The organism is Bradyrhizobium sp. KZN70725, assembly GCF_055264925.1.
In genome coordinates this window covers 33,170-46,367 of record NZ_JBUYWT010000017.1, presented here as the reverse complement: position 1 = coordinate 46,367, position 13,198 = coordinate 33,170, and the positions used below count along the sequence as shown (strand labels likewise).

At 63.9% G+C, this 13,198-nt stretch carries 15 protein-coding genes and 1 pseudogene; 7 read left to right on the top strand and 9 right to left on the bottom strand.

Annotation, left to right across the window (positions count from 1 at the left end):
* Positions 1-9 precede the first annotated feature (9 nt).
* Positions 10-753 (bottom strand): ABC transporter ATP-binding protein, encoded by a 744-nt coding sequence (locus ACZBJS_RS18335; protein ID WP_038383662.1) that lies wholly within the window; start codon positions 751-753, stop codon positions 10-12.
* Complete coding sequence (locus tag ACZBJS_RS18330; protein ID WP_016839877.1) at positions 746-1,501, bottom strand: ABC transporter ATP-binding protein; 756 nt, start codon at positions 1,499-1,501, stop codon at positions 746-748. Before ACZBJS_RS18330 ends, ACZBJS_RS18335 begins: the two co-directional genes overlap by 8 nt.
* 339 nt (positions 1,502-1,840) lie before the next feature.
* Between ACZBJS_RS18330 and ACZBJS_RS18325 the strand changes: the two genes are divergently transcribed.
* Together ACZBJS_RS18325 and ACZBJS_RS18320 are read left to right on the top strand one after the other, a co-directional pair.
* Positions 1,841-2,002: a hypothetical protein gene (locus ACZBJS_RS18325; RefSeq protein ID WP_159109470.1), complete on the top strand. Its 162-nt coding sequence runs from the start codon at positions 1,841-1,843 to the stop codon at positions 2,000-2,002.
* Positions 2,003-2,032: 30 nt separating this feature from the next.
* Positions 2,033-2,623 (top strand): hypothetical protein, encoded by a 591-nt coding sequence (locus ACZBJS_RS18320; RefSeq protein ID WP_246786709.1) that lies wholly within the window; start codon positions 2,033-2,035, stop codon positions 2,621-2,623.
* A 45-nt stretch (positions 2,624-2,668) separates the two neighbouring features.
* Here the strand turns inward: ACZBJS_RS18320 and ACZBJS_RS18315 are convergent, their stop codons facing one another.
* The 3 genes from ACZBJS_RS18315 to ACZBJS_RS18305 form a co-directional block, all read right to left on the bottom strand.
* Complete coding sequence (locus ACZBJS_RS18315; RefSeq protein WP_141342299.1) at positions 2,669-3,037, bottom strand: ArsC family reductase; 369 nt, start codon at positions 3,035-3,037, stop codon at positions 2,669-2,671.
* Positions 3,038-3,135: 98 nt separating this feature from the next.
* On the bottom strand, positions 3,136-3,645 hold the full coding sequence (locus ACZBJS_RS18310) for a cytochrome P460 family protein (protein WP_463438960.1): 510 nt from the start codon (positions 3,643-3,645) through the stop codon (positions 3,136-3,138).
* A gap of 20 nt (positions 3,646-3,665) precedes the next feature.
* Positions 3,666-4,706, bottom strand: a complete 1,041-nt coding sequence (locus tag ACZBJS_RS18305) for an alpha/beta fold hydrolase (RefSeq protein ID WP_463438959.1) — start codon at positions 4,704-4,706, stop codon at positions 3,666-3,668.
* A 165-nt stretch (positions 4,707-4,871) separates the two neighbouring features.
* Here ACZBJS_RS18305 and ACZBJS_RS18300 point away from each other — a divergent pair, with 165 nt between their 5' ends.
* Positions 4,872-6,425, top strand: coding sequence for a winged helix-turn-helix domain-containing protein (locus ACZBJS_RS18300; protein ID WP_141342296.1), 1,554 nt, complete (start codon positions 4,872-4,874; stop codon positions 6,423-6,425).
* A gap of 36 nt (positions 6,426-6,461) precedes the next feature.
* Here ACZBJS_RS18300 and ACZBJS_RS18295 read toward each other — a convergent pair whose 3' ends face one another.
* Positions 6,462-7,226 carry an SDR family NAD(P)-dependent oxidoreductase gene (locus ACZBJS_RS18295; protein WP_463438958.1) on the bottom strand — a complete coding sequence of 255 codons (765 nt, stop codon included), beginning with the start codon at positions 7,224-7,226 and terminating at the stop codon, positions 6,462-6,464.
* Between the two features lie 156 nt (positions 7,227-7,382).
* Between ACZBJS_RS18295 and ACZBJS_RS18290 the strand changes: the two are divergent.
* Positions 7,383-8,126, top strand: a pseudogene (locus ACZBJS_RS18290) (LysR substrate-binding domain-containing protein); the annotation flags it as partial.
* Positions 8,127-8,282: 156 nt separating this feature from the next.
* Here ACZBJS_RS18290 and ACZBJS_RS18285 read toward each other — a convergent pair.
* Together ACZBJS_RS18285 and ACZBJS_RS18280 are read right to left on the bottom strand one after the other, a co-directional pair.
* Positions 8,283-8,924: a glutathione S-transferase family protein gene (locus ACZBJS_RS18285; RefSeq protein ID WP_168855626.1), complete on the bottom strand. Its 642-nt coding sequence runs from the start codon at positions 8,922-8,924 to the stop codon at positions 8,283-8,285.
* 411 nt (positions 8,925-9,335) lie between these two features.
* Positions 9,336-10,664 (bottom strand): dicarboxylate/amino acid:cation symporter, encoded by a 1,329-nt coding sequence (locus tag ACZBJS_RS18280; protein WP_076831866.1) that lies wholly within the window; start codon positions 10,662-10,664, stop codon positions 9,336-9,338.
* Positions 10,665-10,804: 140 nt separating this feature from the next.
* Between ACZBJS_RS18280 and ACZBJS_RS18275 the strand changes: the two genes are divergently transcribed.
* On the top strand, positions 10,805-10,963 hold the full coding sequence (locus ACZBJS_RS18275) for a DUF5993 family protein (protein WP_168855627.1): 159 nt from the start codon (positions 10,805-10,807) through the stop codon (positions 10,961-10,963).
* A gap of 8 nt (positions 10,964-10,971) precedes the next feature.
* On the top strand, positions 10,972-11,517 hold the full coding sequence (locus tag ACZBJS_RS18270; RefSeq protein WP_463438957.1) for a disulfide bond formation protein B: 546 nt from the start codon (positions 10,972-10,974) through the stop codon (positions 11,515-11,517).
* Positions 11,518-11,522: 5 nt separating this feature from the next.
* Here the strand turns inward: ACZBJS_RS18270 and ACZBJS_RS18265 are convergent, their stop codons facing one another.
* Positions 11,523-12,227 (bottom strand): glutathione S-transferase family protein, encoded by a 705-nt coding sequence (locus ACZBJS_RS18265; RefSeq protein WP_463438956.1) that lies wholly within the window; start codon positions 12,225-12,227, stop codon positions 11,523-11,525.
* Positions 12,228-12,306: 79 nt separating this feature from the next.
* On the opposite strand from ACZBJS_RS18265, the gene ACZBJS_RS18260 reads away from it, so the two are divergent.
* Positions 12,307-13,188: an SDR family oxidoreductase gene (locus tag ACZBJS_RS18260; protein ID WP_141342291.1), complete on the top strand. Its 882-nt coding sequence runs from the start codon at positions 12,307-12,309 to the stop codon at positions 13,186-13,188.
* Positions 13,189-13,198 lie beyond the last annotated feature (10 nt).

Sequence of the window (13,198 nt, the reverse complement as noted above, 5' to 3'; positions counted from 1 at the left end):
CTGGCGATATCAGACGCCGAGATAGGTATGGAGCTTGTCCATGTTGGCCGACAGCTCCGAATTCGCGAAGCCGTCGATCACCTTGCCGTGCTCGACAATGTAATAGCGGTCCGCAACGGTCGAGGCGAAACGGAAATTCTGCTCGACCAACAGGATCGTGAATCCCTGCGACTTCAGGCGCGCAATGGTGTGCCCGATCTGCTGGATGATGACCGGCGCCAACCCTTCGGTCGGCTCGTCCAGCATCAGGAAGCGCGCGCCGGTGCGCAGGATGCGCGCAATCGCCAGCATCTGCTGCTCGCCGCCCGAGAGCTTGGTGCCCTGGCTGGTGAGGCGCTCCTTCAGGTTGGGAAACAGCGTGAAGATCTGGTCGAGCGGCAGGCCGCCCGGCCGCACCACCGGCGGCAGCAGCAGGTTCTCGCGCACGTCGAGGCTGGCGAAAATGCCGCGCTCCTCGGGACAGAATGCGATGCCGAGCCGCGCGATCCTGTCCGAGGTAGCGCGGATGATTTCCTGATTGTCGAAGCGGATCGAGCCGGAGCGCTTGTTGATGACGCCCATCACCGACTTCAACGTGGTGGTCTTGCCGGCGCCGTTGCGGCCGAGCAGCGTCACCACCTCGCCGGCCTTCACGTTGAAATTGATGCCGTGAAGGATGTGGGATTCGCCGTACCAGGCCTGCAGATCCTTGACCGTCAGCACGTCGGCGCCGGCCGCAGCGACGGGCTTCTCCGCCAGTTTTGCCTCAGCCATGACCCGCTCCCAGATAGGCTTCCTTCACGCGCTCGTCCTTGGAGAGGTCGGCGTAGTTGCCCTCCGCCAGCACCTGCCCGCGCGTCAGCACGGTGATGATGTCGGAGAGGTTGGCCACCACCGAGAGGTTATGTTCGACCATCAGGATGGTGTATTTCGCGGAGATCCGCTTGATCAGCGCCGCGATCTTGTCGATGTCCTCGTGGCCCATGCCGGCCATCGGCTCGTCGAGCAGCATCATCTCGGGGTCGAGCGCGAGCGTCGTTGCAATTTCAAGTGCGCGCTTGCGGCCGTACGGCATCTCGACCGCCGGCGTATTGGCGAATTCGCTCAAGCCGACGTCGTTCAGGAGCTCGTGGGCGCGCGGATTGAAGCGGTCGAGCACGCTTTTCGAGCGCCAGAAATCGAACGACGAACCGTGCTGCCGCTGCAGCGCCACGCGAACGTTCTCGAGCGCGGTCAGATGCGGAAATACCGCCGAAATCTGAAACGAACGGACCAGCCCGAGGCGCGCCACGTCGGCCGGCGGCATCGCGGTGATGTCGTGGCCCTTGTAGCGAATCTGGCCTGCCGACGGCTTCAGGAATTTGGTCAGCAGATTGAAACAGGTCGTCTTGCCGGCGCCGTTCGGCCCGATCAACGCATGGATACTGCCCCGACGCACTTTCAACGCGACGTCGCGAACGGCGAAGAAACCCGCGAATTCCTTGGTCAATCCGCTGGTTTCGAGGATGAACTCATCGGCCAAATAGATTCCCCCATACGCCATCGCTGCGAAGCCCCTCGCCCGCGTGGCCAGCTTTTTTCGTGTCCGACAGGCGTCCGATCCGTCTTGGAAACCGTCCGGGGCCCGTCGCCTCCGGGCCGGAATATGCCGTCATCTGCGGCAGTTACGCAAGGTGGAAAGCTGTGCAGTGCGGCATCAGCGTGACCGGTTCCGGTTGATCCTTAGTCGAATGGCATTTCCGTGCGCTTTGCGCCTCGGGAAAGCGGTCGTTAACGGTGTTTTGCTCCGGACTCCCACTTTCATAGAATATTTGCGCCTCTCGCCGAAGCTCCGGCCATTGCATGATGAACGGCTAGAGCCTTGCATTTCAAGCGCGCCAATTCTTCGGTCGTCAAATCGATCCCGCAACGTGATTTCCTCGGCACGTGGCTGCGACTTTATGCCCGCAGCCAAACCATCCCGCAGATCGATGAACTTGTCCCTGGCCGCATCCCGTCCGGGGATGTGCCTGAATTCGGCTAGCCGATGCAATTCCGAAGCGCCGATCCATCGATGGTCAAATCGATCACGCAGCGGGTGCTGCTGAACGCCTGGCTGCGCGGGCTGCGCCTGCCGGACGCGCTTCCTCTGTTGTGCGACTTCCATACCGAGGGCACCGCCGACGAGCGCGCCGACATGATGAGCTTTGACGTGGTCGGCAGTGGCGAGGCGGCACGTTTCCTGATTACGCAGGAAGGCGCGAGGCTGACGACGGCCTATGGCAACGAGCACATCGAGCCGCCGCTGCGCACCAACCGCTTTCTTGACGATGCGATCGGACCCGAGCGCTACGCAGGAGTGATCCTGTCATATCGTGCTTGCCTCGCGCTCAAGCGTCCAACCTATACGGTTGCGGAGGTCACGGACGCCGACGGCAAGGACGTGTCCTATGAGCGGCTGCTGCTGCCGTTCGGACGCGGCGACACCGTCGAGCACATCATCGGCTCCTACAAGGCGATCAGCATCGAAGGCGGCTTTCGGCTGCACAATCTGATGGGCGTGAAGGCGAAGTCGGTCCCGGTCGTCACCATCAGGGCGGTGATCGACCGCAGGTCCGTGCCCGCGGATCGTCCGGCAAGTCAGGATTCAGTCGAGCTGATCTAGACTCGTCACTTCTCGCGAAGCGGTCGCGGCATCGCTGGAAGCGCCTTAGCCCTTCTTGCGCGCCTTCGCCGGCACTTCCTTGGCGTAGATGTCCGGCTTGAAGCCGACCACGCGCTTGCCCCCGAGATCGAGCACCGGGCGCTTGATCATCGAGGGCTGCTCGGCCATCAGCGCCAGCGCCTTGCGCTCGTTCAGGCCTTCCTTGTCGGCATCGGGCAGCTTCTTGAAGGTGGTGCCGGCGCGATTGAGCAGTGTCTCCCAGCCGACCTCGTCGCTCCACTGCTTGAGCTTATCCTTGGCGATCCCGGCGGTCTTGTAGTCGTGGAAGTCGTAGGCGACGTCGTGATCGTCGAGCCAGGCCCGCGCCTTCTTCATGGTGTCGCAGTTCTTGATGCCGTAGATGGTGATGGTCAATGCCGTTCCCCGCATGCGATTGCGGCGGGAAATTAGCCTCGCGGCAATCCCGGCGCCAGATCGGAGCCATCAGGTCTCCACACCGATATTGCCGGCATTCAATGCGCATAGTGCGTGAAGACGAAATCGTGATCGCTGGCATGGGCCTCGTGGCAGGCGAAACAGGTCTCGTGCTGAGCGGCATCGACCGGCTTGCCGTCGACGAAGCGGCCGAACCCCCAGCCTCCGGTCGATGCATATTTGGCCGCGTCCTTGACCATGACCTGCACCGTGGTCGCCGGCCCCGCGATGAAGGCGCCGTTGAGGCCATCAACGGGCTTGCGCTTCCAGGCCAGCTTGACCAGCACGGTGCCGTCGGGGAAACGCGCGGCGCCGTCCTGATAGGCCTTCACGACGGTGGCGTTGCCGAGCACGCTGCGAAGCTCATCGAGCCCGGTCTCCTCGCCGACCGCGATCAGCTTCCAGTCGCGATAGCCGTCAGGGATTTTCACGCCGAAGATCGGCGATGCCGGTGCAGCATCATCGGCATGCCCGACGGCGAACGGCAATGACGCGCTGATGCAGGCTGCTGCGGTCGCGGCAGCTGCCCATTTCACAATTTGTCTCATGATCCCCGATCCGCTCCGTCTCAGACCTTGCTGACGTCGATGATGGCCTGGACGAAGGCCTGCGGCGCCTCCTGCGGCAGATTGTGGCCGATGCCGCCGGTCAGAAGCCGATGCTCATAGTGGCCGGAGAATTTCTTGGCATAGGCCGCGGGCTCCGGATGCGGCGCGCCGTTGGCATCGCCTTCCATCGTAATGGTCGGGATCGCGATGACGGGCGCCTGGGCGAGCGTCTTCTCGAACGCGTCGTACTTCGCCTCGCCCTCGGCGAGACCAAGCCGCCAGCGGTAATTGTGGATCACGATATCGACGTGATCAGGATTCTCGAAGGCCGCCGCGCTGCGGTCGTAGGTGGCGTCGTCGAACTTCCACTGCGGCGACGCCAGCTGCCAGATCAGCTTGTTGAAATCGTGCCGGTTCTTGGCATAGCCCTCGCGGCCGCGCTCGGTCGCGAAATAGAACTGGTACCACCATTGCAGCTCGGCCTTCGGCGGCAGCGGCATCTTGCCGGCCGCCTGGCTGCCGATCAGATAGCCGCTCACCGAGACCATGGCTTTACAGCGCTCGGGCCAGAGCACCGCCATGATGTTGGCGGTGCGCGCGCCCCAATCATAGCCGCCGAGCACGGCCTTCTCGATCTTCAACGCGTCCATCAGCGCGATGATGTCGGCTGAGACCGCGACCGGCTGGCCGCTGCGCATGGTGTCGCTGGAGAGGAAGCGCGTGGTGCCATAGCCGCGCAGATGCGGCACGATCACGCGGTAGCCGGCCTCGGCCAGCGCCGGCGCGACGTCGGCATAGCTGTGGATGTCGTAGGGCCAGCCGTGCAGCAGGATCACTGCGGGACCGGACGCAGGACCCATCTCGACATAGCCGGTATTAAGCACGCCGGCATTGATCTGCTTGACCGGATCGATCGTGGTGTGGGCGCCGGCCTTGATCGCAGGCAGCGCCGGCTTGGACTGAGCCTGAGCGGAACCGACAAACCCGAACCGGGAAGCGGCAAGGATCCCGCCGGCGATGCCAAGGAAGCGGCGGCGCTGCTGATTGATGGACTGCGACATGGCGATCTCCTTAAGTTCTGGTGTCGGGATTGAATATTGCAGAGACCGCCCCCGTCCGCTTTCAGAGGACGTGGATTTGTCCTTCAGAGCGTCGTGATTTTGGCTCCACCCAGCCTGTGCTAGGTTCCGCCACGAACTCAGCCGCCGGCCGCCGGACTCTTCGATTTGACTTACCATTTCAACGACTTGACCCTCGATTCCGAGCGCCGTGAGCTGCGCCGCGGCGATGCTCTGGTGGCCGTCGAGCCGCAGGTCTTCGACCTCATCGAGTTCCTGATCCGCGCCCGCGATCGGGTGGTCAGCCGCGACGAGGTGCTGGCCGCCGTCTGGCACGGCCGGATCGTCTCGGAAGCGACGCTGAGCAGCCGGATCAACGCCGCGCGGACGGCGATCGGCGACAATGGCGAGGAGCAGCGGCTGATCCGCACCCTGCCCCGCAAGGGTCTCCGCTTTGTCGGCGATGTCCGCGAGGTCACCGCGCACGATCGCCCTGTTGCAGACAATGCCAGCCCGCCGCGGCCGAGCGAGGGTCCGTCGATCGCGGTGCTGCCCTTCACCAATATGAGCGGCGATCCCGAGCAGGATTATTTCGCCGACGGCATCGCCGAGGACATCACCACCGCGCTGGCGCGTTGCAGCCGCCTCACGGTGATCGCGCGCAACTCCGCCTTCACCTACAAAGGCAAGGCGGTCGACATCCGCCAGGTCGGCCGCGATCTCGGCGTCGGCTATGTGCTCGAAGGCAGCGTCCGCCGCGGCGGCGATCGGTTGCGGATCACCGGGCAGTTGATCGACGCCAGCTCTGGCGCGCATCTGTGGGCCGACCGCTTCGACGGCGCGGCCGCCGACGTGTTCGACCTGCAGGACCGCATCACCGAGAACGTGGTCGGCGCGATCGAGCCGACCCTGCTCGTCGCGGAAGCCGAACGGCTGCGGGCAGCGCCGCCCGACAGGCTCGACGCCTACGACCTGCTGCTGCGCGCCTACAGCCTGCGTTACGAGTTCACGCCCGAGAGCATGGAAGCGGCGCTCGATTGCCTCGACCAGGCGCTGGCGCTCGACCCCGCCTACGCGCCCGCACTGGCGGCCTCCGCCTATTGTCATGCGATGCGCCATGTCCAGGGCTGGCTGAAGCTGAACGATGCCTACCGCGAACGCGCGGTCGCGCAGGCCTGGCGCGCGGTCGAGCTGGCGCCCGGTGACCCGCAGGTGTTGTGGATGGCGGCGTTCGCGATCTGGAACATGGCCGACGAGATTGAGCCTGCGCGCGACCTGTTCGAGCGGTCGCTTGCGATCAATCCGAACTCGGCGATGGCGCTCGTGCTCGGCGGCTGGATCGAGGCGATGCGCGGTAATCAGAAAGCCGGCCGCGCCATGATCGAGCGCGCGCAACGGCTGAACCCGCGCGACCCGCGCGGCTGGTTCGCCGCCGCGGCGCTGGCGATCTGCGCAGTGCTCGACCGAAATTTTGCCGAAGCAGTGATGTGGGCCGACAAGGCGCTGGCGCAGAACCGCCGCTTCGCGGTGGCGCTGCGCGTCCTGATCGTGGCGCTGGTCAGGACCGGCGACACCGCACGCGCGGCCCAGATCGCGCGCGAGCTGCTCAAGGTCGACCCGGAGTTCACGATCTCCGGCTTCCTGTCGCGGATTCCCTTTCCGGTGGAAGCGATGTCCGCGACCTATCGCGAGACGCTGAAGGCGGCCGGCGTCCCGGACTGATGCTGCTCTGGCGGCGCGACGTCATTCACCCGCTGGTCAGGCCAAGATACCTCCATCGACCACCAAGGCATGGCCGACCACAAAGCTTGCCGCCGAACCGCATAACCATAGAACAGCGGCAGCGATTTCTTCAGGTTCACCAAGGCGTCCGATCGGTTCGGCTGCTACGAACGCCTTGACCATCTCTGGATCGTTGTTCCTTGTTACCCGCTTCGCCATCGGAGTATTGCCGATAATGCCCGGGCATACTGCGTTGATACCGATGCCCTTCCCGGCATAATCGAGTGCGGAGGCGCGGGTGAGACCTATCACCCCGAATTTGCTGGCGGAATAGGCGGCGCGCCCTTTGGAGCCCCTCATCCCGCCGATCGACGAGCAGTTGACGATTGCGCCGCTTCCTTGTGCGGTCATGTGGCGAAGCTCCGCCTTCATGCAGTTCCACACACCGCGCAGATTGACATCGATGATGTTGTCAAACTCGGCATCTTCCGTTTCAACCAATGGCGCAGCATCGCAGTTGATGCCCGCATTGTTGAAAGCTGCATCGAGCTTCCCGTAAGTCTCGATCGCCTGCTCGATCATTGCGTTCACCTGGCCCCGATCCGTTACATCGCAGCCGACGGCAAGGACGTCATGACCCGCGGATCGCAGTTCAGCAGCGGCAGTTTCGAGCAACGCTGTGTTGCTGTCTGCAATGACCACGGACGCGCCTGCAACACCAAATGCCCTGGCTGTCGCCAGACCAATGCCACCAGCGGCGCCGGTAACAAGCGCAACCTTTCCTTCGAAGCTCTCTACCATTGCTGACCTTTCAAAATGCTGGATCTCGTCGAATAGGCGGCGCTGCTCAGAGTGACGGAATTGGCTTACTCAGCTTGCTCAGTGTCATCACACGCGCATGCGGGTGATCCAGTATTCCAGAGACGCCGATTGTTGAGCCGAGAGGCCGCGGCGTACAACCGCACCACGCGAAGCGTTGCGCCGACTCCGGCGGGAGAGCGCCTGCTCCGAAGCGTCGGGCCGAAATTTGAGGAAATGGACGCCGAGCTGTCGGCCCTTGGCGAGTTGCGGGAGAAACCGGCCGGCAACATCCGGATCACGGCGACCGAACACGCCGCCGAAGCGATCCTGCTGCCCGCCCTGGCGAAGATCCTGCCGAATTACCCGGACATCAGTGTCGAAGTCATTGTCGACTACGGCCTCGCGAACATCGTTGCGCAGCGATACGACGCCGGTATCCGACCTGGCGAGCTGGTCGCCAAAGACATGATTACCGTTCGCGTCGGACCGGATTTGCGGTCCGCGGTCGTGGGCGCTCCGTCATATTTTGCCAACCGAAAGAGGCCGCGCCCCCCCCAGGATCTGAACAGCCACAACTGCCTGAACCTGCGCCTGCCGACCCATGGCGGGCTCTACGCTTGGGAATTCGAGAAGGACGGGCGCGCGCTCAACGAGCGGGTCGACGGGCAGCTCGTCTTCAACGGCGCAGGCCCGCTCCTGCAAGCGGCGTTGAACGGCTTTGGCCTCGCATACCTGATGGAGCGTAACGTGCAGCCCTACGTCTCCGACGGACGGCTCGTTCGGGTACTGTCGGATTGGTGTCCTCCATTTTCCGGATACCACCTGTACTACCCTAGCCGTCGTCAACCTTCACCGGCATTCTCGCTGCTGGTTGAAGCTCTTCGGTATCGAGGGAAGTAGGCGGCACTCCCGCTTGCGGCCGTTCGGCGATCTCGGGAGATGACCGCTTTTTCGCCGCTGTGGGGGTTGAGCGCACATCAGCGCCAGCCGCTAATGAGTACACAGCCCGGGCAGTGGACTTGTAAGCGTGGAGCCACAGGCGGCTTGAAGCGAGCACTACAATCCCGGTGATCTCGCCGCCCAAGCCTTGGTGGCCTGGCAGCTTTCCATCGCTCGCGTGTAGGCAGGGCGTGCCGTCGTGCGGGCGAGATAGTCCCGCTCGGTAGGACCGGGGACGTAGTTGCCGGTTCGCATGCCGAGCAGAAGGGCGTAGCTCACCGAGATATCGGCAGCGGTGAATCGGTCGCCGGCGAGATAGGGGCAATCCGCGAGGCGGCGGATAACCAACCCCAGCCGGCTCTCGAAGGTCTCGAATGCCCAGCAGGTAACCCGGGCATCTCGCTCGGCTTCGGGCGCCAGTTGGCGACCGACAATGACGGCGTTCATCGGCCCGGCGAGCCCGGCCTCGCCCAGATGGAGAAATTGCAGATAGGACGCGAAGGCGGGATCGTCCGGAGCGACGGCAAGCGAACCTGAGCCGTGCCGGGCGAGCAGGTACTCGAGAATCGCGATCGATTCGACCATGATCGTCTCGCCGTCCTGCAGTACCGGAATGAAGCCGGCAGGGTTGATGGCGAGGAAATCGCGATCATTCTCGACTGCGAACAGATCGACCGGGCGCAGCCGATAAGCCAACCCTAGTTCCTCGAGCAGCCAGACAACACGGAAGCCACGACCTTCGCCATAGACGGTGAGCATAGTTAAGCGTTCCTGGATTGGGCTGGATGGACGAACTCGCTGAGGTGAGCCAGTCCCGCCACGGACTATCGATGGAGCATCATGCACGCAAGGCTTGGCGCATAGTCGTCATCCTACAGTGCGGGCCCTTCCCACTTCATGGGTTCACGACCTGGGCTGCGGCCGCGAACGAGACGCGTTCCCCTCTCCCGCCTGCGACGCAGTCAGTTGCAGAGGCCCGCAGATGCCATATGCGACAGCCTTGGGACGAGCGGATACCTGCGCAATTTCGGAATATTAGAAGAGTATCCCTGAGTTGCCCGACATGTCAAGTTGCCTGCTCGAATACCGGCCGCCGCCGGCTGCTTTGCATGGGGTTGTTTTCGATATTTTGGCAGCGCCCATCCGACGGCCCCTTAACTTCATATTGCTCTAGCCTGAGCCGCCCGGCTCCAGCGCCTCGCCGAGCTCGAGCGGATGCGCCATCGTCTCGTGCAGCGCCTGCTTGTCGAGCTCGCCTTCCGACAGGCTGATCACGACGCAGGCGACGCCGTTGCCGATCAGGTTGGTGAGCGCGCGGCACTCGCTCATGAACTTGTCGATGCCGACCAGGATCGCGATCGACTGGATCGGAATATCGGGCACGATCGACAGCGTTGCGGCGAGCGTGATGAAGCCGGCGCCGGTGACGCCGGACGCGCCCTTCGAGGTGATCATGGCGATGCCCAAAATGCCGAGCTCCTGCCAGATCGTCAGATGCGTGTTGGTGGCCTGCGCCAGGAACAGCGTCGCCAGCGTCATGTAGATGTTGGTGCCGTCGAGATTGAAGCTGTAGCCGGTCGGCACCACGAGGCCGACCACCGAGCGCGAGGCGCCGAGATGCTCCATCTTCTGGATCATCTGCGGCAGCACCGTCTCCGACGACGACGTGCCGAGCACGATCAGGAGCTCGTCCTTGATATAGGCGATGAAGCGGATGATCGAGAAGCCGGCGAGCCGCGCGATGGCGCCCAGCACGATCAGCACGAACAGGATGCTGGTGAGGTAGAAGGTCGCGATCAGCGCTGCCAGATTCAGCAGCGAGCCGAGGCCGTAGGCGCCGACCGTGAAGGCCATCGCGCCGAATGCGCCGAGCGGCGCGACGCGGACGATGATCCGGATGATGCCGAAGAACATCTTGGCGGCCGTGTCGATCGCTGACGCAATCGGCTCGCCGACCTTGCCCATGAGAGCGATGGCGAAGCCCGAGAGGATCGAGATCAGCAGCACCTGCAACAGGTCGCCGCGCGCGACCGCGCCGAGATAGCTGTCCGGAATGATCGCCATCAGATGGGCAACGATGCCCTGCTCTTTGGCCTGCGTGACGTAATTGGAGACCGATTTCGGATCGATCGTGGAAGGATCGATGTTGAAGCCGTGGCCGGGCTGTAGCAGCTCGCCGACCAGAAGACCGACCGCAAGCGCCACCGTCGACACCGCCTCGAAATAGATCAGGGTCTTCAACCCGACCCGGCCGACGCGCTTGAGGTCGCCCATCGAGGAGATGCCGTGCACCACGGTGCAGAAGATGACCGGCGCGATCATCATCTTGATCAGCGCGATGAAGCCGTCGCCCAGCGGCTTCAATTCCTTGCCGAGATTCGGATAGAAATATCCGATCAGGACACCTGCCACGATCGCGATCAGCACCTGGACGTAGAGGATCTTGTACCAGGGCTGATGACGGGGATGGGCAACGGGCTTGATGGCGGCTGTGGTCATGAGGTGCCCCGGCTGGGATGAACTCAACTGGTGATGCCATCTTGGCGGAGCCGCGCGCAAGCGACAATGCCCATTCGCACCGTCGCGAGCGCACACGAATCTGTCATAGACTGCGGCCGGCTCGCATCGGGAGGCTGGGAATGGAATTCACGGCATTGTTTCTCGCCATCACCATCGCCCTGCTGGTGGCCTGGCGTGGCCCGCGTCCCGTCGCGATCGGTCTGTTCGCGGTGATCCTGATCGCCTGCGTCGCGACCTTGCTGCACCACGCCACCGACCGTCTCACTTTGTCGTTCTGAGGCCGGCCATGAACGACACGCAGGCCGTCACCCTCAATGCCGTCGCGCTCTATGGGCTGGCGCTGGTACTGGCCGCCGCCTTTGCCGCGCAGCTGCTGCTCCACGAGCTGCCCTGCCCGCTCTGTCTGTTGCAGCGCATCCTGTTCGCCCTGCTGGCGATCGGGCCGATCCTCAATATCCGCTTCGGGCCACGGCCGAGTCATTATGCGTTGTCGCTGCTGACGGCCGTCCTTGGCGCCACGGTCTCGGCCCGGCAGGTGCTGCTGCACATCCTCCCCGGCGACGCCGGTTACGGGTCGGCGCTGCTCGGCTATCGTTATTATACGTGGGCGCTGATCGGATTTGTCGTCGCGATCGTGCTGCTCGCTGCGATGCTGCTGTTCGACCGCCAGTTCGAGCACCGCGCGGCGCCGGGCAGCTCGCCCGGCAGGTTCGCGCAAGGTGCGGTGTGGCTGGTGGTCGGGCTGACGGCACTGAATGTGTTCTCCACCCTGCTCGAGTGCGGCTTTGCCGCCTGTGCCGACAATCCCATCGTCTATGAGCTGCTGAAGTAGGTTGCTTAGGGACGCTTCGGAATGTTCAATCCGCGCTCCACCGCCGGCCGCTTGAGACCGCGCTCCAGCCAGGCCGCGACCTGCGTGAACTCGTCGAATTCGACGAGCTCGCGCGCACCGTAGAAGCCGATCAGATTGCGCACCCAGCCGAGCATCGAGATGTCGGCGATGCTGTATTCATCGTCCATGAACCACTGCCGTCCGGCGAGATGCGTCTCCATCACGCGGAGCAGGCGCTTCGACTCGGCGACGTAGCGCTGCAGCGGCCGCTTGTCCTCGTAATCCTTGCCGGCGAATTTGTGGAAGAACCCGACCTGGCCGAACATCGGTCCGAGGCCGCCCATCTGGAAATGTACCCACTGGATCGCCTGATAGCGGCGCGCCGCGTCCGCCGGCAGCAGCTTGCCGGTCTTGTCGGCGAGATATTGCAGGATAGCGCCGGATTCGAACAATGGCAGCGGCTTGCCGCCGGGGCCGTTGGGATCGACGATCGCCGGGATCTTGCCGTTCGGGTTCAGCGACAGGAACTCCGGCGTCTTCTGGTCATCCTTGTTGAAGTCGACGAGATGGACCTCGTAGGGCAGCCCGATCTCCTCGAGCATGATCGAGACCTTCACGCCGTTCGGCGTCGGCAGCGAATAGAGCTGCAGGCGGTCCGGATGCTGGGCGGGCCAGCGTTTTGTGATGGGAAAGGCAGACAAGTCGGTCATGTCGACATTCTTTTGCAGGGTTGTTGTTGGACGGCTAATGTACGGAGCTCAGTGAAAGCCGCAAGGTCTGCAACCGGCCATGAACGATCAACAGACGGGCGCAACGACAGGCGCAATGCTCGGCCTCTCCGACGACGAACTCGCAACGCACCCGACCGTGTTCGCCCCCGATGCGCTCGCCGGTCGGGTGGTCGTGGTGTCCGGCGGCGCCGGCGGCATCGGCCGCGCCATCGCATGGCTGTTCGCGCGGCTCGGCGCGCATGTCGTCGTCGCAGGCCGCAATGCCGGCAGGCTCGACGCACTGGTCGATCGTCTCGTCCATCGCGGGCTCAAGGCGTCCGCGCATGTCGCCGACATCAAGGATCCCGACGCGGTCGATGCAATGTTCGAGGCGCTGTGGACTGAGCACGGCCGCGTCGATCATCTCGTCAACAGCGCCGGTGGCCAGTTCCCGCAACCCGCGATCGACGTCTCGATCAAGGGCTGGAATGCGGTCATCAACACCAACCTCAACGGCACCTGGTACATGATGCAGGCCGCGGCGCAGCGCTGGCGCGACCGCAAGCATCCCGGCAGCATCGTCAACATCGTCGTGGTCACGACGCACGGCCTCTACGGCATTGCGCACTCGATCGCGGCACGCTCCGGTGTGATCGGCCTGTCGCGCGCGCTCGCGGTCGAATGGGCGCCGCTGAACATCCGCATCAACTGCATCGCGCCCGGCGCGATCGAGACCGAGGGCTGGAACGTCTACAGCGAAGCGGCGCGCGCCGCCTACCCGCGCTCCAATCCGATGATGCGCCCGGGCACGCCCTGGGACATTGCGGAGGCCGCCGTCTACCTCGCCGCGCCCTCCGGCAAGTTCATCACCGGCGAGACGCTGACCGTCGACGGCGGCGGCCAGCATTGGGGCGAGACCTGGACGACCGGCAAGCCCGACTATTTCAGAGGCGGCGAATAGCGCCCGCATG

What these genes read in the sequence shown, in the direction of transcription:
- ACZBJS_RS18335 (WP_038383662.1), bottom strand. Translation starts at nt 753, where the DNA reads ATGGCTGAGGCAAAACTGGCGGAGAAGCCCGTCGCTGCGGCCGGCGCC.
- ACZBJS_RS18320 (WP_246786709.1), top strand. Translation starts at nt 2,033, where the DNA reads ATGGTCAAATCGATCACGCAGCGGGTGCTGCTGAACGCCTGGCTGCGC.
- ACZBJS_RS18310 (WP_463438960.1), bottom strand. Translation starts at nt 3,645, where the DNA reads ATGAGACAAATTGTGAAATGGGCAGCTGCCGCGACCGCAGCAGCCTGC.
- ACZBJS_RS18305 (WP_463438959.1), bottom strand. Translation starts at nt 4,706, where the DNA reads ATGTCGCAGTCCATCAATCAGCAGCGCCGCCGCTTCCTTGGCATCGCC.
- ACZBJS_RS18295 (WP_463438958.1), bottom strand. Translation starts at nt 7,226, where the DNA reads ATGGTAGAGAGCTTCGAAGGAAAGGTTGCGCTTGTTACCGGCGCCGCT.
- ACZBJS_RS18285 (WP_168855626.1), bottom strand. Translation starts at nt 8,924, where the DNA reads ATGCTCACCGTCTATGGCGAAGGTCGTGGCTTCCGTGTTGTCTGGCTG.
- ACZBJS_RS18280 (WP_076831866.1), bottom strand. Translation starts at nt 10,664, where the DNA reads ATGACCACAGCCGCCATCAAGCCCGTTGCCCATCCCCGTCATCAGCCC.
- ACZBJS_RS18275 (WP_168855627.1), top strand. Translation starts at nt 10,805, where the DNA reads ATGGAATTCACGGCATTGTTTCTCGCCATCACCATCGCCCTGCTGGTG.
- ACZBJS_RS18270 (WP_463438957.1), top strand. Translation starts at nt 10,972, where the DNA reads ATGAACGACACGCAGGCCGTCACCCTCAATGCCGTCGCGCTCTATGGG.
- ACZBJS_RS18265 (WP_463438956.1), bottom strand. Translation starts at nt 12,227, where the DNA reads ATGACCGACTTGTCTGCCTTTCCCATCACAAAACGCTGGCCCGCCCAG.
- ACZBJS_RS18260 (WP_141342291.1), top strand. Translation starts at nt 12,307, where the DNA reads ATGAACGATCAACAGACGGGCGCAACGACAGGCGCAATGCTCGGCCTC.